This is a genomic window from Halovulum sp. GXIMD14794, from assembly GCF_054457455.1.
In genome coordinates, this window is the sequence record NZ_JBTLNF010000003.1 from 330,050 (window position 1) to 347,104 (window position 17,055).

The following is a 17,055-nucleotide window of genomic DNA, read 5'->3' on the forward strand; positions in this document are numbered from 1 at the left end:
AGTGTGCGCGGAGTTTACTTAACGCGGGCTTAACGCGATCTCAGCCGCCGGATGCCTCCGGCGGGAGTGCTTGGGGATGAAGAAAGCCGGCCCGCGCTCAGGCGGCGCGGGCCTTCATGGCGTCGACGAAGCGGTCGAACAGGTAGTAGCTGTCCATCGGGCCGGGGCTGGCCTCGGGGTGGTACTGAACCGAGAACACCGGGCGGTCGGTCATCGCGATGCCGCAGTTCGAACCGTCGAAGAGCGAGACATGCGTCTCCTCGACGCCCGCTGGCAGCGACTGGGTGTCGATCGCGAAGCCGTGGTTCATCGAGACGATCTCGACCTTGCCGGTGGTGTGGTCCTTCACCGGGTGGTTCGCGCCGTGATGGCCGTGGTTCATCTTGAGCGTCTTCGCACCAAGCGCGAGGCCAAGCATCTGGTGGCCAAGGCAGATGCCGAAGACCGGGATACCGGATTTCTCGAGCACTTCGCGGATCATCGGTACGGCGTATTCGCCAGTCGCCGCCGGATCGCCTGGACCGTTCGACAGGAACAGGCCCTCGGGGTTAAGCGCGAGCACGTCCTCGGCCGTCGCGGTCGCAGGCAGCACGGTCACGTCGCAGCCGGCCGAGGCCAGGCAGCGCAGGATGTTGCGCTTCGCACCGTAGTCGATGGCGACGACCTTGTGGCCCGGCGTGTCGCGCTTGGGATAGCCGTCGGGCCAGGCCCAGCGCATCTCGTCCCAGCGGTAGGACTGGGCGCAGGTGACTTCCTTGGCAAGATCGGCACCTTCAAGACCAGCGAATGCGCGGGCTTTGGCGGTGAGCTCTTCCAGGTCGAAATTGCCGTCCTTGCTGTGCGCCATCGCGACATGCGGGGCGCCCTGGTGGCGGATCGCGCGGGTCAGTCGGCGGGTGTCGACACCGCCCAGACCGATGCGGCCGCGCGCGTTCAGCCAGTCCGAAAGATGCCCGGCGGCGCGCCAGTTCGACGGTTCGGTCGGGTCCCAGCGCACCACCATGCCGGCGGCGACCGGGTCCGAGGTCTCGTCATCCTCGGGATTCACACCTACATTACCGATGTGCGGGAAGGTGAAGGTCACGACCTGCCCGGCGTAGCTGGGGTCGGTCATGATCTCCTGGTAGCCGGTCATCGCCGTGTTGAAGCAAAGCTCGGCGACCGCCAGTCCCTCGGCCCCGAACCCCTGACCATAGAAGACCTGTCCGTCGGCGAGGACGAGGCAGGCGGTGGGTTTGTCGTTCGGTCTTTCGTCGGGCGCGGCCGCGTCGGCGGCGGCCGTCCGTGGGTCGGCGGTCATGGGCAAACGTCCTGTGCGAAGATCGCGCGGACCCTATGCCCGGCGCTCCGCAGGGTCAAGCACCGGGGGCGCGACGCGCCAGCACAGCCGGGCCGGTTTGCCCGCCAAGTTGAAATTAATTGTAACGCTAGCGTCAAACGGATATGACTGTCCGTCCGGACGCCGGAAAACGCCAAGGATGACCCCATGATCCGCAAGCGGCTTACGCGTGAGCTGAGCGAAGCGATGAAGGCGAAGGATCAGACTCGCCTCTGCACGATTCGACTCATCAATGCAGCCATCAAGGACCGCGACATCGCGGCCCGAACCGAGGACAACACCGAAGGTGTCGGCGAGGCCGAGATCCGCGAGATCCTCGCCAAGATGATCAAGCAGCGCAAGGACAGCGCCGAGGTCTACGACGAGGCCGGGCGGATCGAGCTTGCCGAACAGGAACGCCGGGAGATCGAGATCATCCAGGGTTTCCTGCCCAAGCCGCTGTCCGATCAGGACGTCGAGAAGGCGATCCGCGAGGCCATCGACGAGACCGGCGCCAGTTCGATCCGCGACATGGGCCGGATCATGGGCGTGCTGAAAACCCGATATGCCGGGCAGATCGATTTCGGCAAGGCTGGGCAGCGGGTGAAAGCCGCGCTGGGCTGAGGCCGCCCATTTCTCCGGAATTCTGCTAGACTGCCTGGATCCAACACAGGATCCGGGGGGCTGGCGTGTCGGCGATTGCACGAGGAAATCCGCAGGGCGAGCCGCCTGCCTACCGGTGGACGGTAGTCCTGACGGCGGCACTGGTGCTGGCGGTCAGCATGGGCCTGCTGGTCAACGGGTTGTCTGTCCTGATCATCCCCTTGCAGGAAAGCTTCGGCCAGAGCCGAGCCGAGGTCGCCTTCATCAACACCGCCGGGTTGATCGGGCTGGCGCTGGGAGGCGTCGTCATGGGCCGGGTGGCCGAGGCGACCTCGACCCGGACGGTGGCGCTGTTCGGCGCCGGGGTCTTCGCGCTGTGCGTACTGGCGGCGAGCCAGGCGCAGGCGCTCTGGCAGTTGCAGTTTCTGTTCTTCCTTGCGGGTTTTCTGGGTGGTGGAGCACTTTTTGCGCCGTTGATCGCCAACGTGGGGAACTGGTTCGGATTGAGCGCGGGCCTCGGGATCGGTATCGCGGCGGCGGGGCAGGCGCTGGGGCAGGGGGGCGTGCCCTTCGTACTTGGCCTGATGATCGGCGAGTTCGGTTGGCGTGCGGCGCTGGCGCTGTTCGGGGCGGGCTCGCTGCTGCTGCTGCCGCTTGCCGCGCTGCAACGGACCGCGCCGCGGGAGCAGGGGGTCGGCGGTGCGGCTGCGCCACTGTCGAGCGAGTCGCCGGTGCCGGTTCCGACCGGCGTTGTCACCGTGATGCTCTCGGCGGCGGTGCTGTTCTGCTGCACCTGCATGGCCGTGCCGCTGGTCCACCTCGTGCCGCTGATCCAGGGCTGCGGTTTCACCGTGCAAGAGGCGAGCGGCGTGGCCTTCGGGATGCTGCTGGTCGGGATCGCGGGACGCGTGGCCTTCGGGAGGCTTGCGGACTGGATCGGGCCGCTGCAGGCGTGGCTGCTGGCCTCTGCCTGGCAAACGGTGCTGGTCTTCGGGTTCACCCGGCTGGAGAGCTTGGGCGGGTTCACCACCTACGCGCTGATCTACGGCTTCGGCTATGCCGGGGTGATGACCGGGGTTCTGGCGACGACCCGGGCCCTCGCGCCGCCAGCGCGGCGTGCGAGCGTGCTGGGCATCGTGATGGTCTTCGCCTGGGCAGGGCATGGAACCGGAGGCTTGCAGGGCGGGTTCTTCTTCGACCTGACCGGGGGCTATGGCTGGACTTTCGCTAACGCGGCCTTTGCGGGGATTGCCAACCTCGCGATCCTCGGGACGCTCTGGTGGCTGATCAACCGCCCGCGCGGGGTACCAGCTGCTGCCTGAGGGACGGCGGCTGGTTCACCCTGAAATCCGCGTGAAAATCGGGGATTTCATCGTGAAAACCCCCTTAACCCCATGAAATCGCAGGCAGACTGATTCCCAAAACTTCGTAAACGCCCGAAATCGGCCCTAGCCGCGGGCTTGCGGAAGCCGTCTGAGCGCGCTGTCGAGGCGGTCGTGGATCTCGACCCGCTCCTCGGGACTGAGGAAGGCCCCAAGCTCGATCTCGCGGCCCGAGCCCTTGAGTGTCAGGTAGCTTTCCAGGCGCGCGTTCTGGTGCAGAGTCAGCTTCACCCAGTAGGGATTCGCCTGCCAGCGCAGGACGCGGCCGTCGGTCTCGTGGCGCTCGACGGTGATGAGGTCCGGCCAGAGGCGCAGGATCTCGTGCAGGCGGGCGTCGCGGTAGTTCCGTCCGATGGCGAGATAGAGCGCCACCAGCGCGCCGACGAGGAACGGCAGCAGTCCCCAGCCCACGGGGGTGCCGAGGAACGGAATCAGCGGGATCGCGAGGCCGACCGAGGTGAAGATCAGCACCCAGCGAAAGCCGCGCAGGCTCATCGAGCGGTGCGGGTACAGGACCAGCTCCAGCAGCGGTGGGTCGCTCCGGTCGGGCGGCGCGTCCTGCCCCGAAACCGAAGAGGCCGGGGTCTGTGCCCCGGCCTCGTTCTTGTCTTGCTTGTCTGGCCGCATCTCAGTGATGCTGCTTGTCCCACATGTCCTGGGTCGGCAGCGTCTCGAACGTGTGCTCTGGCGGCGGGTTCGGCAGCGTCCACTCCAGCGTGTCGGCGTGCGGGCCCCAGTAGGCCGGCTCCTCGACGCGGGCGCCGCGGGTCAGCGTGTAGAACACGATGCCGAAGAACAGCAGGAACGAGGCGCCCGACAGGAACGCGCCATACGAGCTGACTTCGTTCCAGAGCGCGAACTGCTCGGGGTAGTCGATGTAGCGGCGCGGCATGCCCTGACGGCCCAGGAAGTGCTGCGGGAAGAAGGTCAGGTTGGCGCCGATGAAGAACAGCCAGAAGTGGACCTTGCCCCAGAATTCCGGGTACTGGCGGCCGCTCATCTTGCCGATCCAGTAGTAGACGCCAGCAAAGATCGCGAACACTGCGCCAAGGCTCATCACGTAGTGGAAGTGGGCCACGACGTAGTAGGTGTCGTGATAGGCCCGGTCCACGGCCGCCTGCGACAGGACCACGCCGGTCACGCCGCCCACGGTGAACAGGAAGATGAAGCCGATGGCGAACAGCATGGGCGTCTTGAAGTCGATCGAGCCGCCCCACATGGTCGCGATCCAGCTGAAGATCTTGATGCCGGTGGGCACCGCGATCACCATCGTCGCCATCATGAAGTAGGCCTGCTGGGTGGTCGACATGCCGACCGTGTACATGTGGTGCGCCCACACGACGAAGCCCAGTGCGCCGATCGCCACCATCGCGAAGACCATCGGCAGGTAGCCGAAGATCGGCTTCTTCGAGAAGGTCGCGACGACGTGGCTGATGATGCCGAAGCCCGGCACGATCACGATGTACACCTCGGGGTGGCCGAAGAACCACAGCAGGTGCTGGTAGAGCACCGGGTCACCGCCGTTGGCCGCGTCGAAGAACGCAGTGCCGAAGTTGCGGTCGGTCAGCAGCATCGTGATGGCGCCGGCCAGAACGGGCAGGGCCAGCAGGATCAGGAAGGCCGTGACCAAGATCGACCAGGCGAAGAGCGGCACCTTGAACAGGGTCATGCCCGGGGCACGCATGTTCAGGAAGGTGGTGATCATGTTGATCGCGCCCAGGATCGACGAGGCGCCCGAGAGGTGCACGGCGAAGATCGCGAGGTCGGTCGACATGCCCTGTTCAGAGGTCGACAATGGTGCGTAGAGCACCCAGCCGATGCCGGATCCGAGCTGCCCGTTGCCGCCCGGCGTGACCACCGAAAGCACCGCCAGCGAAGAGCCGGCCGTGAACAGCCAGAAGCTGAGGTTGTTCATCCGCGGGAACGCCATATCCGGCGCACCGATCATCAACGGCATGAAATAGTTGCCGAATCCGCCGAACAGCGCGGGGATGACCACGAAGAACATCATCAGGATGCCGTGGGCGGTGATCATCACGTTCCACAGGTGGCCGTTGGGGGTCCCGTCCTCGAGCAGCATGTACTGCACGCCGGGCTCCATCAGCTCCAGCCGCATGAACATGGTGAAACCGACCGAGATCAGGCCCAGCAGCGCGGACACGATGATGTAGAGGATCCCGATGTCCTTGTGGTTCGTCGACATGAACCACCGGGTGAAAAATCCCCGGTTGTCATGCTCGGCATGGGCGTGTGCCGTAGCGTCTGCCATGTGTTTCTCCTGAGGCGTATTGTCTTTCGCCGCGGGACTCGGGGCCACGCGGGTGTGAGCCGGACTATAGTTCGGCCCCCCGGCCGCCTCAACCAGTTCCTGTATGAAGTAACGGGGTGAATTGTCGCGCTGGAAAGGCCGGCTCAGGTCGCGGGCGGGGCGCCGAAGACCTCGGCGAAACTGGCCTTCAGCGCGAGGTCGACGTCGTCCATCGTGACCGGCAGTCCGAGGTCCACAAGGCTGGTCACCCCGTGGTCCGAAATGCCGCAGGGCACGATGCCCTGGTAGTGGCTGAGGTCCGGCTCGACGTTGATCGCGATGCCGTGGAAACTGACCCAGCGGCGCAGCCGCACGCCGATGGCGGCGATCTTGTCCTCGGCGGGCGAGCCGTCCGGGTTCGGCGAGCGGTCCGGGCGCACGACCCAGACGCCGACGCGGCCCTCGCGCCGCTCTCCGATGACGTTGAAGCGCGCCAGTGTGCGGATCACCCATTCCTCGAGCAGCCAGACGAAGCGCCGCACGTCGCGCCCGCGCCGGTTCAGGTCAAGCATGACGTATGCCACCCGCTGACCGGGCCCGTGGTAGGTGTACTCGCCCCCGCGCCGGGTCTCGTAGACCGGGAAGCGGTCGGGATCGACGAGGTCCGCCGGGTCAGCCGAGGTGCCGGCGGTGTAGAGCGGTGGATGTTCGACCAGCCAGACCAGTTCCGGCGCGTCCCCGGCGAGCATGCGGGCGACACGCTCTTCCATCGCGGCGACGGCCTCGGGGTAGGGCACCGGCGCCTCGGCGCGGAGCCATTCCGGGCTCGTCGTTTCCGGGGCGACCGGAGAATCGACAAGGGAATCGGTCTGGAGAGGGCGTGTCTGGGACATGGCGTCGGCTTCGGTCCTTGGGGGCGGCGTCGCTGTGCCAAGACTTAAGCGGGCGGGGCGGCAAGTGCCAGTGGCACGGGCTTCGGGAGTGGCTTTGGAGGCCGGTTTCGGGAAATTTCAAAAACCCTCGAAACGGCGCTTCACAACCCGAAACGGAGTTGCTATAGCCCCTGCACCAATTTGTGCGGTCGTGGCGGAATTGGTAGACGCGCAGCGTTGAGGTCGCTGTGGGGTAACTCCCGTGGAAGTTCGAGTCTTCTCGACCGCACCAGATTTTCTGGAAATAGTATCAACCCCTTCGGGGGCGACATTGAACCGGGCCTGAGGTCCGGGACAATTGCCGTTTGCGGGGCATTGGCTCCACGGACGGGACTCAGATAGCGTCGGGAGAGGTCTCGTGCCGCGGGTCGGTCGGCAGGCCGACGGGATCGGTGCCGCGGACCTGCGCCCACAGTCCGATTCCCATCAACAGCAACGGGATCGCGATGAAGCCGCCGACCGGGCCCCAGAGCCAGAGCCAGAACACCAGCGAGACGAAGACCAGCAGTGGGTTCACCGACATGTGCCGACCGACAAGCGCGGGGGTTATGAACTGGCCCTCGGCGACGTTGAGCGCGACGAAGACCAGCGGCGGCAGCAGGGTTGCCGCGCCGTCGTAGACCACGATTCCGCTGATCGCGAGGCTGAGCGCCACCAGCGCCGGGCCGAGGTAGAGGATGAAGTTCATCGCCGCCGCGATCACGCCCCAGAGGATCGGCGAGGGCATCCCGATCAGATGAAGCGCGACACCGACGGCCGCGCCGAAGCAGAGGTTGATGACGCTGATCGTCAGGAAATAATGCGAGACGATGTGCTCGACATGCTCGATCTGGCGGCGTTCGAGCTGGGGCAGGGTGCGCGCCAGCGCGTCGTAGACCTGATCGCGGGTCAGCAGGAAGAAGAACAGTCCGCCGATAAAGATCAGGATCTGCGCGGCGAGCGACGGCGCGAACAGCAGGGCGTCGGCCCAGGTGGGGATCGCGTTGCCCTGGCCGTTCTCGGCCTGCTCGCCCAGGGTTTCCGAGACCTGGTCCGAGAAGCGCATCAGCCCGCCGAGCTGGGATTGCAGCTCGGCCACGGTCATCCGGACCTCGTACCAGATCAGAGGTGCGCGCTCGACGATGCGGCTGACCGGCGGCTCAAGCAGCATGACGAGCGCCGCTATGACGCCCAGACCGCAGATCAGCGCGAACAGGGCATTCAGGACCGGCGGAAAGTGCAGCCGTTCGCCGATGCGCAGCAGGGGGGACAGAACCACGCCGATCACGATGGCCAGCAGCATTGGCGCGAACACCGCCTGCGCCTGCCAGAGCGCGAAGAACAGCGCCACGGTGGCCAGAAAGACCACCGCCCCGCGGAACAGGGTATCAGGTATCGTCATGCTCGGAGCGTCCCCCCGCCGGGGCCCATTCCCCGGCGCGGGGGCGACCATAGCCGAGCCGCAGGGCGGTGAAAAGCCGCCCTCAGAGCATCGAGAGCAGCGACAGCCAGCCCCAGACCGACAGCAGCGAGACGAAGGTCGCCAGCATCACCGTGCTGGCCGCCGCGCCTTCCGCGCGGTTGTAGAGCGTCGCGAAGATGTAGGTGTTCACGCCCGGTGCCATCGCGGCGACGGTGACGGCGGCCTTCACGAACAGGATCGGCAGGCCGAACGCCCAGTAGGCCAGCGCGAAGGTGATCGCCGGGTGCACGATCAGGCTGAGCACGCAGGTCATGCCGGCCTCGCCCAGCGACTTTCCGATGGAATAGCGGGTCAGCACGCCGCCCAGCGCGAACAGGGCCACCGGCAGCGCCGAGCGCACCACCATGTCGACAGCGTCCTGGATCGGGGCGGGCAGCGTGGCACCGGTCAGGTTGAAGGCGAAGCCGAGCGCAATGCCGACCATCAGCGCATTGCGCAGCATGGCATTCAGCACCGCTTTGGCGGTATCGCCCGCGCTGCGCCCGTCGGCACGGCTGATCTCCATCACGGTGATGCCGAGGAAATAGCAGAACGGCGCGTGCAGCGAGATGATGGCGATGGCGGCGGCCAGGGCCTCGGGTCCGTAGGCGCGCTCGACGATGGGAATGCCGAGGATCACCGAGTTCGAGAACAGGGACGAGAAGCCGATCGCCACCGCCTCGCCGGGGCGGCGCTTGAAGATCAGCCGCGCGCCGATGATGCCCAGCGTGAACGTGGTCGTCGCCGCGATATAGAATGACAGCAGCATGCCGGGGTTGAACACAGCCGCGAAGTCCATCGTTCGCGTTGCGTTGAACAGCAGCATCGGGATCGCGAAGGCTTGCGTGTAGCGGTTCAGCCCGTCGACCAGGCTGTCCTTGAAATACCCGCCACGTACCAGGCCGTAGCCCGTCGCGGTCACGAGGAAGACGGGCAGGACGACCTGGAGCAGCGTCAGCATGTTAGGGGATACCTCAGCGTCAGCCCGTCGTGGGCGGGGGTGATGTTCTCCGGGGTTTCGGCGTCGACGGTGGCGTAGTCCATGTCGATGTGCATGTTCGTCAGCACGCCGCGCCGGGCGCCGGAGCGGGCGATCCAGGCGAGCGCGGTCTCGAGGTTGATATGCGTCGGGTGCGGCTCGTAGCGAAGTGCGTCGAGAATCCAGGTGTCGAGGTTCTCGAGCAGCGGCCAGCAGTGGTCCGGCATCTCGGAGACGTCCGGCAGGTAGGCGACATCGTGGATCCGGAACCCGAGCGAGGCGATCCGGCCGTGCGTGACCGAGAACGGCATGAACGGGATCGCACCGCCCGCGCCATCGATCTGGAACGGGCCCTCGATCATGTTCAGATCGAGGATAGGGGGATAGGCACTGCCCTCGGGGGTGAAGAACGCATAGCCGAACCGGGCGGTCAGCGAGTCCGAAGTGGGTCCATCCGCCCAGACCGGCAGCCGGGACTTGCGGTTGAAGACCACCATCCGCAGATCGTCCAGCCCGTGGGTGTGGTCGGCGTGTTCGTGGGTGAAGACGACCGCGTCGAGCAGTCCGACCTCGGCGTCGAGAAGCTGGAAGCGCAGGTCCGGCGAGGTGTCGACCAGGACGCGTGTCACGCCGCCCGCATCATGCCGCTCGACCAGGATCGAGCAGCGCCGCCGGGCGTTGCGCGGGTTGCCGGGATCGCACGCGCCCCAGAGCCCGCCGATCCGGGGCACGCCGCCGGACGAGCCGCAGCCCAGGATGCGGACAACCAGCTCAGCCATGCGCGCCCCAGGCGGCGGCCTTGGCGAAGAGCCGGTCGAAATTGGCGGTTGTCTGCGCAGCGAACTCCTCGACGCTGAGGCCGAAGACCTCGGCGCCTGTGGCTGCCGTATGCGCGGTATAGGCCGGCTCGTTCCGCTTGCCGCGATAGGGCACCGGAGCGAGGTAAGGGCTGTCGGTCTCGACCAGGATCCGGTCCACCGGGGCAGCGGCGAAAATCTCGCGCAGTTCGGTGGATTTCTTGAAGGTCGCGATGCCGGACATCGACAGGTAGAAGCCGAGGTCTAGCGCAGCCTGCGCCAGCGGAGCACCGGACGAAAAGCAGTGCATCACGCAGGAATAGGCGCCCGCGCGGTGTTCCTCGGTCAGGATGCGGGCCATGTCCTCGTCCGCGGCGCGGGCGTGGATGATGAGCGGCAGGCCGGTCTGGCGCGCGGCCTCGATGTGGATGCGCAGGCTTTCCTGCTGCACGGCGGCGCTTTCGGCGGTGTAGTGATAGTCGAGGCCGGTCTCGCCGATGCCGACGAATTTCGGGTGCGCGGCGAGGGCGGTCAGTTCCTCGACGGTGGCCATCGGCTGTTCGGTCACGTGCATAGGGTGGGTACCGGCGGCGTAGAACACCGGGTCGTGCGCCTCGGCTATGGCGCGGACGGCGGGTTCGGTGGCAAGGCGCGTGCAGATCGTGACCATGCGGGTAACGCCCGCTTCGACGGCGCGCGCGACGATTTCGTGCGTCTGGCCCTCGAAATCCGGGAAATCCAGGTGGCAGTGGCTGTCGACCAGGGAAGGGGGCATTCGGGCCTTTTGGGCTGGGGCCGGGGTCAGGCGGCGGCTGTCCCGATCCGGCTGGCGGTACGTTCAATGGCGATGAACATATCGAGGATCACCTGCTCGGGGTCAAGGTTCAGCGCCTTCGCGCGGCCCGCGCGTTCGGTGACGGCGGCGTGGGCCTCGGCCCAGGCGCGGGCGGCGTGCGGGTGCGGAGAGAGACGTGCGGCGATGGGCGCCTCGGCCTCGGTCAGATCGTGGGTGAGACCTGCGCCGGCACGGGCGAGCCGGGCGACGGCGCGCTCGGTCAGCGTCAGGATCATGCGGAATGTCGGCTCGTTGGCGCGGCCTGCGGCCTTTTGCGCCAGTGCGGCGATGGCCTGTCGGTCCATGCGCGGCGACTGCGAAAGCAGCGTCAGGATCGCGGGCCAGATCTCGAGCCCGCCGCCTTCGAGCAGGTCGATTGCCTCGCCGACCGAGCCGCCGGACAGCCGGTGCAGCGTGTCGATCTCGTCCAGCGGCTGGCCCGCGGCGTCGAGCGCGCGGCCCATGTCCTCGGGCGAAAGCAGGCCCATGCGCAGGGTGCGGCAGCGCGAGCGGATCGTCGGCAGCAGGCGCGCGGGCTGGTGGCTGATCAGCAGCAGCACCGTGTCGGCGGGCGGTTCCTCGAGCAGTTTCAGCAGCGCGTTGGCGGCGGCGGTGTTCATCTCGTCCGCCGAGTCGATGATCGCGGCGCGCCGGCCGCCGTCGGTCGAGGACAGGCCGAAATGCGCCTTCATCTTGCGGATCTCGTCCACGGTCAGCTGAGTCTTCAGGCGTTTGGCCTTCTCGTCCCAGCCACGGCGACAAAGGAAGATGCCCGGCTCGGCCAGCGCGGCGGAGCGGCGCACGACCGGGTGATCCTCGGGCAGATCGAGCGAAGTCGGGGCAGGGGCCTCGCCAAAAAGACCCGCGTCCTGCCCGGCGGGGGGCGTCGCTGCGAGAAAGCGGGCGATGCGCCAGGCCAGTGTCGCCTTGCCGACGCCGCGCGGGCCTGTCAGCAGCCAGGCGTGGTGCATTCGGCCCGAGGCGTGGGCGTCCAGCACCTCGGCCTCGGCGGCCTCGTGGCCGAAGACCTGAAGGCTGTGACGGGGATGCGGCGCGCCTTCGACGCGGTCGGGTTCGGGAATGTCCTGCTCGCTCATGCGAACTGGCGTATCACGAGGCGCCCGCCGCGCCCAGATGTTCGGCAAGCACCGGCTCTGCGGCGGCGCGGACGCGGGCGGCGACCTCGTCGGGCGACCCGGCCCCGTCAACAAGACGGCAGCGACCGTGGGCGGCGCGGGCGAGGGCGCGGAACCCCTCTGCCAGGCGGGCCTGGAATTCTGCGCCCATGTCCTCGAACCGGTCCTCGCCGCTGGAGCGGGCAAGGCCGCGGGCCAGCGCGGTTTCGGGGTCCATGTCGATGATCAGGGTCAGGTCCGGCTCCGTTCGGATCATCAGGTCGTGCAGAGCGTTCACGGTCGAGCGCAGGTCGGCCCGCGCGGCGCCCTGATAGACCCGGGTGCTGTCGGCGAAGCGATCGCAGATCACGATCTCGCCCCGGTCGAGCGCAGGGCGGATCAGCCGCTCAAGGTGGTCCCGGCGCGCGGCGGTGAACAGCAGGATCTCGGTCTCGGGAGACCAGCGGCCGGGGTCGCCCTCGACCAGCAGCCGCCGGATCTCTTCCGCGCCCGGAGAGCCGCCGGGCTCACGCGTCAGGTGGACGGTCAGGCCTCGGTCGCGCAGAAGATCTGCCAGCCGGGCCGCCTGGGTGGACTTGCCCGATCCGTCGATGCCTTCGAGGCTGATGAACAGGCCGCGCCGGCCCGGGTGTTGCATGGTGTCAGCCGCCGGCTTCGCCCTCGGTGCCGAAGGCGGCCGAGATGGCCCGGCCCATCAGCACCTGCGCCGTCGCCTGGAGCTTCGGCATGAACCCGCCGCGCTTCACGGCGCTGGCGGCCTCGAGCGGGTATCGCGTCTCTCCGACGCCGGGAACGGTGACGACCAGTTCCGCGATCTGCTGGCCGGCCTCGATCGGCGCCTCGACCGGGCCGGAATACTCGACCCAGGTGGTGACGTTGTCGCGCTCGGCCCAGGGCACAACGGCAGTGACCCCGCCGGAGGAGACCAGCGGCACCTCGCTGCGGTCGCCGATCCAGACACGGGCGTTCGAGATCGTCTCGCCGGGTCCGTACATCTCGCGGGTGGTGAACTCGCGGAAGGCCCAGGTCAGCAGGCGCTCGCTCTCGGCGGTGCGCTCGGCATTGGTGTTAAGCCCCGAGACGACAAAGGTCACCCGGCGGTCCTCCTGCACGGCGGATCCGACGAGGCCGTAGCCGGCCTCTTCGGTGTGGCCGGTCTTCAGTCCGTCGGCACCGATATCGAGGTTCAGAAGCGGGTTGCGGTTGTAGCGGTTCGAGGGCGCGCGGCCGTCGAAGTCATACTCACGCACCGAGAAATACTCGTAGTATTTCGGGAATTTGTCGATCAGCAGCGTGCTCAGGTGCACGAGGTCCCGCGCGCTCATCCGGTGATCGGGGTGCGGCCAGCCGGTGGCATTGGCGAAGGTGCTGTCGAGCATCCCCAGTTCGCGGGCGCGCTGGGTCATCTGCGTCGCGAAGGCGCTTTCGCTGCCCGCCAGCCGTTCGGCCAGCACCACGCAGGCGTCGTTGCCGGACTGCACGATCACACCCAGGATCAGATCCTCGACCCGCACCCGGTCGGTGGTGTCGAGGAACATGGTCGAGCCGCCCATCTGCTGCGCCTTGGCCGAAACCTGGAGCCGTTCGTCCAGCGACAGGCGCCCCGCTTCGAGCGCCTCGAACACCATGTAGAGCGTCATCAGCTTCGACATCGACGCCGGCGGAAGCGGCGTGTCGGCCTCCTTCTCGAGCAGCACGGTGCCGGTGTTCTGGTCGATGACCAGTGCCGAGCGCGCGGCAGTCTCGAAGGCCGAGGCCTGGGGGGCGCCCAGCAGCGCGGCCGCGCAGGTGGCGGTGGCGAGCAGGCGGGTGAACGGGCTGGCGGTCATGCCGGTCCTCCTTGTGCGCGATCCCCGGCGCGGTCGAGCCGCACCAGGGTCACTTGATCGCGAAGGCGTCGCCGTAGCCGAGTCCCTTGATCTCGGCCATGGCCGCGTCGAAGGACGCCTGGTTGCTGAAGGGCCCGGCGACGACGCGGTAAAGCTGCGCGTTGGCGGGTCCGTTGGGCTGGATCAGCCCGGCAAGGCCGTTGTCCTTGAGCCGTTTCAGGGTCACCTCGGCGCCGTCTTTGTTGCCGCCGTTGACGACCTGGATATAGGGCTTCGAGGGCGGCTTGGCGCTGGCGGCGGCGGCCTGCGGTTTGGCGGCTGCCGGTTTCGCGGCCGCAGCAGCCGGCGTCGCGGCAAGCGTCGTGGTCTGTAGCGCACCGGTGCTGATGCCCTGCGCCGCCGGCGCGGTGGAAGCCTCCGGTTCGGCCTCGGTCTGGGCCGCACTGGTCGCGGCGGCAGGCGCCACGGCGGCGGGCGCGATGGTGCCGGGGATGCTCTCGGTCTTCATCGAGCCGATCTTGAAGCTCTGGCCGGATTCGGCGATCGGGACGGCTGCGGTGCCGTCGGGCTGGACCTGCACCACCTCGCGGCGGACCACGACGACACGCATCTCGACCGGCGTGCCGGGTAGCATGTTAAGCGCTTCGGCGGCGTTCTGCGAGACCATGATCGGCGGCCCCGGCAGGTTCTCTTCCTTCTGGAAGAGTGCGCCCTCGATCTCGCGCCCGTTGGCGAGGTTGACGATCTTGACCCGGTCGGCCTTGACCGGCGCGGCGACGGCTACCCAGCGGTCGCCGAAGCTGTAGCGCCCGTCCCAGAGGCCCTTGGCTTTGATCTCGAAAATGTCGGGACGTTCACGGTCGCGCTCCTCGACACGGACCGACGCCGTGGCTGCGGGCTGCGCCTCGCCGCTGCTGGCGGCGACCACACCGTCGAACTGGTCACAGCCGGTAAGGGCGGCGCCCAACAGGATAACCCCCAGGACCTGCCCGGGGCGGTTGCGTGAGACTTGCCTGCTCATACTGCTCCCTCTTGCCGGCCCCGGAGAGCGCTCTGCGACGCCTGCCCGGGGAAAGGATCCCTGCCGTCCTTGTGCCGACAGGGCATATGTTGCGGCCAGACTACCGGATGCGGCTAGGTTTGGGAAGGCAGGAAAGCACGCTTGGCGGGTTCTTGCCCCCGCCCGCGGCTCGGTGTACCCCCACGTTGCCGGAGGTGTGGCCGAGTGGTCGAAGGCACTGGTCTTGAAAACCAGCAGGGGGCAACCCCTCGTGGGTTCGAATCCCACCGCCTCCGCCAATGACCTGATTTCTGAATATAATCGTAACGTCAATGATTTAGGCGGTGTGAGCAACCGACGCCCACACACGCTTCCCACACACACAAAGCAACCGGATCTCTGTTTGGTTCGGATTCTAGGGCGGCACCCTCTTTTGTAAGGTGCTGTCACAGTAGTAGTGACGGGAGGGCAGTGCTGAGTCAGCGTTTTGAAAGGGGGGCAAACGATGCGGTTATTGGCATACGCTATGTCTAGCACGCTGGCCGCAGTAATTGCTCGTTTGACACCAGATTGCTAGCGATGGGGAACGAGCGATGCAGGGGGGCAGGCGCTTTTATAGTCGAGACAATACCCAGACCCTGCGAGCCGCCACTCTCGTCGAGTGGCTGACACCACATTCTGGGCGCGGTCATGTAAAATGCAGCAAACTGAAACTGGTTAGAATTAGTCTGGCGGCACCTGCGCAAGCTTAGTCCTATGTCTTGTCTGAACGTTCAATATACGGTCGAAGAGAAGCGCATATTAGTTGAAAAGACTAAAAATATCTTGCAGGTTTCTATGCAGATGCAACCGGGTCGATGATGATGTGCAGGGAATGAAGCATAGCCTCGGAGTCGCGGTCGTGGTGGCGGCCCTTTGCTTCGGCCCCGCGGTTTGCGAGGAGATGCCCAGCGATCATGGTTCGGAGGACAGGCGCCTACGTTTCTTTGCGGATGAGCCAATTCGCAATGGGATCATGTACTTTCCCTATGGTGTGCACACCGCATCAGATGAACTCGAGGCGACTCCGCATAATCTGGTGGGGCTCAGCTACAGGTCGTTCTCTCTTGCCTATTTCCGAAACTCCTATGGGGGCGATACCGTGGCGCTGGTGCACGGGCGGAACCTGCTGAGTTACGAGCCTTTCGGGGCGGATCTGTTCTACGGGATCATGTATGGTTACCACGGCGAGCTGGCCGAAAGCGACAACATGCCGAGCGTGGCCAAGCCGCTTTTCGAGGGCGAGATCAACCCTGTTGCTTCGGTTTCTCCCTATTGGCGGGTCACGGAAAGGCTTGAGCTCAGGGCGATGCTGACCCCGTTTTTTGCGACCCTCGGTGTGAAGGTCAACTTCTGAGCCATGGTCGGAGCCGGGGTCAAGAATTGGCCCCAAACTCAGCGTAGGGTCGGGCAACCGGTTTGCCACGGTCGGAGCCGCAGCGCTGTTTCTCCGGTTTTTGTATGTGTGCTGGATCGCTACTGTGCTCATGCTCCGAGGGCGCATGGCCCGACCGGGCGGATGAGGGCAAGGTCATGTTCTATCGTTCAATCCATTATTTGCGCGCCTTCGCCGCCCTCTCGGTTGTCGCGTATCACGCCTTCCCGAAGGATATGGCGCCGGTCCTGACCGGGGGCGTGGATGTCTTCTTCGTCATCAGCGGGTTCGTGATGGTCGAGTCCACGCGTCGCGGGTTCGTCGCGTCGCGTTTCCTCGCGGCCCGAGCGGTGCGGATCTTTCCAGCCTACTGGATCGCGTGCGCTCTTACGTATCTGTTCGTGGCGAAAGGTCCGATACAGGACTGGTTCTTCCTTTCGGATATCGGAACGATCATGGGCTGGCCCGTGGTCCTGCCGTTTCTGCTGCCTGGCTGGACGCTGGTCTACGAACTGGTGTTCTACATGCTCTTCGCCTGCTGCTTCGGGAATTGGAAGGCGGTCACGGCGGTCCTGATGGTGCTGTCAGCCTCGGGGGCGATCTGGCAGACCGCCATGACCAACCCGGTGTTCGTGGAATTCGCCTTCGGCATGGCGCTGGCCAATGCGCCGCGCGATTTGCTGCGCCGATGGGCCGCTCCGCTGTTTCTGGCCGCGATGCTGGGGTTCATGTGGGCCTCGAGCGCTTTGACGATCACCATGGCAGAGCGCTGGTGGCTGCTTGGGTTCCCGGCGGCAGCCCTCGTGGCGGCCGGGCTCGGGTACGAGAAGCGGGTGCCGGAAAGCAGGGTCCTGCACTTCCTTGGATCGGCGAGCTACTCGATCTATCTCATCCACTTCCTGTTAATGACGTGGTTCAAGGACTGGACCGGGTTCTTCATCGGAACCGCGGCCGGCTGTCTCGTTTACGTGCTGCTCGAAGCGCCCGTGACGCGGCTCCTCAAGCGAGTGATCGTTCGCCTGCAGCGTCGTAGTCCTGCCGCCAGTCCGGCAGAATAGTCCCGCTTCGCTTTGTAAATGGCGTCTTGTCATACCAAGATCTCTGCGGACCCTTGCCTGACCACCTTGTTTGATTGCATGTA

The 17,055-nt window shown here is 66.3% G+C and carries 16 protein-coding genes and 2 tRNA genes; 6 read left to right on the plus strand and 12 right to left on the minus strand.

Features of this window, described 5'->3' with window-relative positions; translation table 11 throughout:
* Window positions 1-97 precede the first annotated feature (97 nt).
* Complete coding sequence (gene carA / locus ACW9UR_RS03960; RefSeq protein WP_458915610.1) at window positions 98-1,300, minus strand: glutamine-hydrolyzing carbamoyl-phosphate synthase small subunit; 1,203 nt, start codon at window positions 1,298-1,300, stop codon at window positions 98-100.
* Between the two features lie 186 nt (window positions 1,301-1,486).
* Between carA and ACW9UR_RS03965 the strand changes: the two genes are divergently transcribed.
* Both ACW9UR_RS03965 and ACW9UR_RS03970 read left to right on the plus strand, forming a co-directional pair.
* Entirely contained in the window at window positions 1,487-1,942 is a 456-nt protein-coding gene (locus ACW9UR_RS03965) for a GatB/YqeY domain-containing protein (RefSeq protein WP_458915611.1), read from the plus strand.
* Window positions 1,943-2,007: 65 nt separating this feature from the next.
* A complete protein-coding gene (locus ACW9UR_RS03970) occupies window positions 2,008-3,243 on the plus strand; it encodes an MFS transporter (protein WP_458915612.1) in 1,236 nt (411 codons plus the stop codon).
* Between the two features lie 126 nt (window positions 3,244-3,369).
* Here the strand turns inward: ACW9UR_RS03970 and ACW9UR_RS03975 are convergent, their stop codons facing one another.
* From ACW9UR_RS03975 to lipB, 3 genes are all read right to left on the minus strand, one after another.
* Entirely contained in the window at window positions 3,370-3,930 is a 561-nt protein-coding gene (locus ACW9UR_RS03975; RefSeq protein WP_458915613.1) for a DUF2244 domain-containing protein, read from the minus strand.
* 1 nt (window position 3,931) lies between these two features.
* Complete coding sequence (gene ctaD, locus ACW9UR_RS03980) at window positions 3,932-5,572, minus strand: cytochrome c oxidase subunit I (protein WP_458915614.1); 1,641 nt, start codon at window positions 5,570-5,572, stop codon at window positions 3,932-3,934.
* 143 nt (window positions 5,573-5,715) lie between these two features.
* Window positions 5,716-6,444, minus strand: a complete 729-nt coding sequence (gene lipB / locus ACW9UR_RS03985; protein ID WP_458915615.1) for a lipoyl(octanoyl) transferase LipB — start codon at window positions 6,442-6,444, stop codon at window positions 5,716-5,718.
* A gap of 184 nt (window positions 6,445-6,628) precedes the next feature.
* Here lipB and ACW9UR_RS03990 point away from each other — a divergent pair.
* Window positions 6,629-6,715 (plus strand) — tRNA-Leu (locus ACW9UR_RS03990).
* 102 nt (window positions 6,716-6,817) lie between these two features.
* Here ACW9UR_RS03990 and ACW9UR_RS03995 read toward each other — a convergent pair.
* From ACW9UR_RS03995 to ACW9UR_RS04030, 8 genes are all read right to left on the minus strand, one after another.
* Window positions 6,818-7,864 (minus strand): AI-2E family transporter, encoded by a 1,047-nt coding sequence (locus ACW9UR_RS03995; RefSeq protein ID WP_458915616.1) that lies wholly within the window; start codon window positions 7,862-7,864, stop codon window positions 6,818-6,820.
* A gap of 82 nt (window positions 7,865-7,946) precedes the next feature.
* Entirely contained in the window at window positions 7,947-8,885 is a 939-nt protein-coding gene (locus ACW9UR_RS04000; RefSeq protein ID WP_458915617.1) for an AEC family transporter, read from the minus strand.
* Window positions 8,879-9,682: an MBL fold metallo-hydrolase gene (locus ACW9UR_RS04005; protein WP_458915618.1), complete on the minus strand. Its 804-nt coding sequence runs from the start codon at window positions 9,680-9,682 to the stop codon at window positions 8,879-8,881. Before ACW9UR_RS04005 ends, ACW9UR_RS04000 begins: the two co-directional genes overlap by 7 nt.
* Window positions 9,675-10,475, minus strand: a complete 801-nt coding sequence (locus tag ACW9UR_RS04010) for a TatD family hydrolase (protein ID WP_458915619.1) — start codon at window positions 10,473-10,475, stop codon at window positions 9,675-9,677. The genes ACW9UR_RS04005 and ACW9UR_RS04010 overlap by 8 nt, the downstream gene beginning before the upstream one ends.
* A 26-nt stretch (window positions 10,476-10,501) precedes the next feature.
* Window positions 10,502-11,632: a DNA polymerase III subunit delta' gene (locus tag ACW9UR_RS04015; RefSeq protein WP_458915620.1), complete on the minus strand. Its 1,131-nt coding sequence runs from the start codon at window positions 11,630-11,632 to the stop codon at window positions 10,502-10,504.
* Between the two features lie 13 nt (window positions 11,633-11,645).
* Window positions 11,646-12,308, minus strand: a complete 663-nt coding sequence (gene tmk, locus ACW9UR_RS04020; RefSeq protein ID WP_458915621.1) for a dTMP kinase — start codon at window positions 12,306-12,308, stop codon at window positions 11,646-11,648.
* A gap of 4 nt (window positions 12,309-12,312) precedes the next feature.
* Entirely contained in the window at window positions 12,313-13,500 is a 1,188-nt protein-coding gene (locus ACW9UR_RS04025) for a D-alanyl-D-alanine carboxypeptidase family protein (RefSeq protein ID WP_458915622.1), read from the minus strand.
* A 49-nt stretch (window positions 13,501-13,549) separates the two neighbouring features.
* Window positions 13,550-14,521 (minus strand): SPOR domain-containing protein, encoded by a 972-nt coding sequence (locus ACW9UR_RS04030; RefSeq protein ID WP_458915623.1) that lies wholly within the window; start codon window positions 14,519-14,521, stop codon window positions 13,550-13,552.
* Between the two features lie 190 nt (window positions 14,522-14,711).
* Between ACW9UR_RS04030 and ACW9UR_RS04035 the strand changes: the two genes are divergently transcribed.
* The 3 genes from ACW9UR_RS04035 to ACW9UR_RS04045 all read left to right on the plus strand — a co-directional run bounded on the left by ACW9UR_RS04035 (window position 14,712) and on the right by ACW9UR_RS04045 (window position 16,972).
* A tRNA-Ser gene (locus ACW9UR_RS04035) sits at window positions 14,712-14,799 on the plus strand.
* A 575-nt stretch (window positions 14,800-15,374) separates the two neighbouring features.
* Window positions 15,375-15,896 carry a hypothetical protein gene (locus ACW9UR_RS04040; protein WP_458915624.1) on the plus strand — a complete coding sequence of 174 codons (522 nt, stop codon included), beginning with the start codon at window positions 15,375-15,377 and terminating at the stop codon, window positions 15,894-15,896.
* 176 nt (window positions 15,897-16,072) lie between these two features.
* Complete coding sequence (locus tag ACW9UR_RS04045) at window positions 16,073-16,972, plus strand: acyltransferase family protein (RefSeq protein ID WP_458915625.1); 900 nt, start codon at window positions 16,073-16,075, stop codon at window positions 16,970-16,972.
* Window positions 16,973-17,055: the final 83 nt, after the last annotated feature.

Bases quoted from the DNA above. Each gene is read 5' to 3' on its own strand.
- carA (WP_458915610.1), bottom strand. From the start codon at position 1,300: ATGACCGCCGACCCACGGACGGCCGCCGCCGACGCGGCCGCGCCCGAC.
- ACW9UR_RS03965 (WP_458915611.1), top strand. From the start codon at position 1,487: ATGATCCGCAAGCGGCTTACGCGTGAGCTGAGCGAAGCGATGAAGGCG.
- ACW9UR_RS03975 (WP_458915613.1), bottom strand. From the start codon at position 3,930: ATGCGGCCAGACAAGCAAGACAAGAACGAGGCCGGGGCACAGACCCCG.
- ctaD (WP_458915614.1), bottom strand. From the start codon at position 5,572: ATGGCAGACGCTACGGCACACGCCCATGCCGAGCATGACAACCGGGGA.
- lipB (WP_458915615.1), bottom strand. From the start codon at position 6,444: ATGTCCCAGACACGCCCTCTCCAGACCGATTCCCTTGTCGATTCTCCG.
- ACW9UR_RS03995 (WP_458915616.1), bottom strand. From the start codon at position 7,864: ATGACGATACCTGATACCCTGTTCCGCGGGGCGGTGGTCTTTCTGGCC.
- ACW9UR_RS04000 (WP_458915617.1), bottom strand. From the start codon at position 8,885: ATGCTGACGCTGCTCCAGGTCGTCCTGCCCGTCTTCCTCGTGACCGCG.
- ACW9UR_RS04005 (WP_458915618.1), bottom strand. From the start codon at position 9,682: ATGGCTGAGCTGGTTGTCCGCATCCTGGGCTGCGGCTCGTCCGGCGGC.
- ACW9UR_RS04010 (WP_458915619.1), bottom strand. From the start codon at position 10,475: ATGCCCCCTTCCCTGGTCGACAGCCACTGCCACCTGGATTTCCCGGAT.
- ACW9UR_RS04015 (WP_458915620.1), bottom strand. From the start codon at position 11,632: ATGAGCGAGCAGGACATTCCCGAACCCGACCGCGTCGAAGGCGCGCCG.
- tmk (WP_458915621.1), bottom strand. From the start codon at position 12,308: ATGCAACACCCGGGCCGGCGCGGCCTGTTCATCAGCCTCGAAGGCATC.
- ACW9UR_RS04025 (WP_458915622.1), bottom strand. From the start codon at position 13,500: ATGACCGCCAGCCCGTTCACCCGCCTGCTCGCCACCGCCACCTGCGCG.
- ACW9UR_RS04030 (WP_458915623.1), bottom strand. From the start codon at position 14,521: ATGAGCAGGCAAGTCTCACGCAACCGCCCCGGGCAGGTCCTGGGGGTT.
- ACW9UR_RS04040 (WP_458915624.1), top strand. From the start codon at position 15,375: ATGAAGCATAGCCTCGGAGTCGCGGTCGTGGTGGCGGCCCTTTGCTTC.
- ACW9UR_RS04045 (WP_458915625.1), top strand. From the start codon at position 16,073: ATGTTCTATCGTTCAATCCATTATTTGCGCGCCTTCGCCGCCCTCTCG.